Here is a 1,214-nt window from a genome sequence, read left to right as displayed (position 1 = left end):
AGCGGGCGCTGGTGTGCTCGGGCAAAACCGATTTCAGCGGTGCCCCGCATTTCGACCACGTCAAGGTGGTGGGCGCGGTCAACTACGCGGCTGTTTTTCCCGCTTGCCGGGCCGTGGTGCACCACAGCGGTGCCGGGACCACGGCCGCGGGCCTGCGCGCAGGAGTGCCCACATTGAGCCTGTGGAGCATGAGCGATCAGAAAATCTGGGCAGGCCAGGTGGATCGGTTGAAAGTCGGCGTGGCCCGCCCCTTTTCGAAAACGACGCGCGAGTCGCTGGTCGCCGACCTGCGCCAGGTCCTCTCCCCCGACTACGCCTCCCGCGCCCGCGAACTTGCCGCGCGGATGACGAAGCCCACGGACAGCATCACCAAGACGGCCGACCTTCTCGAAGATTTCGCGCGGGTGCTGCGGGCTGGGTGACGACCGGCACCCGGGACGCCGCCGACGCACGGCAACTGCAAGGCTAGGAGCCGTGACGAAATTCGCCCTCGCTGGCTATGGAACGCGTGGCGACATCGAGCCATTGGCAGCTGTCGGCCGCGAGCTGCTGCGCCGGGGGCACGACGTGGCCATGGCCGTCCCGCCGGAACTGGTCGGCTTCGCCGAGTCCGCGGGTCTCGCGACTGTCCCGTACGGCCCCGAACTGCACGACTTCTTGGACGAGGAGTTCCTCCGCAACATGTGGGCGGAATTCTTCCGAGGCATCTGGACGATCCGCAGCCCGCTCAGATTGATGCGCAAGGTCTGGGAGCCCCTCATCCGGCACTGGGGCGAGGTGAGCGCAACGCTGACATCACTCGCGGGCGGCGCCGACCTGCTGTGCACCGGACTTAATTTCGAGCAGGCCGCCGCCAACGTCGCGGAGCATTACGGCATTCCGCTGGCGACGCTGCATCACTTCCCGATGCGGGCCAACGGCCAGCTCGTTCCGAGCGTGCCGGCGCCGTTGTTCCGCTCCGGCATGATGGCGGTCGAGTGGCTTTTTTGGCGCGCGACCAAGCAGGTTGAGAACGAACAGCGGCGAGAACTCCGTCTGCCCGCGGCGACGAAACCGTCGCCGCGAAGGATCGCCGAGCGCGGCTCGCTGGAGATTCAGGCCTACGACGAGGTGTGTTTCCCCGGCTTGGCTGCCGAGTGGGCGAAGTGGGGCGGCCAACGGCCGTTCGTGGGCTCGCTGACCATGGAGTTGACCACCGACGCCGACGACGAGGT

Annotated in this window: 2 protein-coding genes; both read left to right on the top strand. The window is 67.3% G+C overall.

Annotated features, from left to right (window positions below):
- Positions 1–422 (top strand): glycosyltransferase (locus tag A5681_RS27515; RefSeq protein ID WP_331710662.1); only part of this gene is annotated, 422 nt, incomplete at its 5' end.
- A 52-nt stretch (positions 423–474) separates the two neighbouring features.
- Positions 475–1,214: glycosyltransferase (locus A5681_RS18775; RefSeq protein ID WP_197498649.1), on the top strand; the 740-nt coding region annotated here is incomplete at its 3' end.

Source organism: Mycobacterium scrofulaceum, from assembly GCF_001667885.1.
GTDB lineage: Bacteria > Actinomycetota > Actinomycetes > Mycobacteriales > Mycobacteriaceae > Mycobacterium > Mycobacterium scrofulaceum_C.
This window is presented reverse-complemented; position numbering and strand designations above follow the sequence as displayed.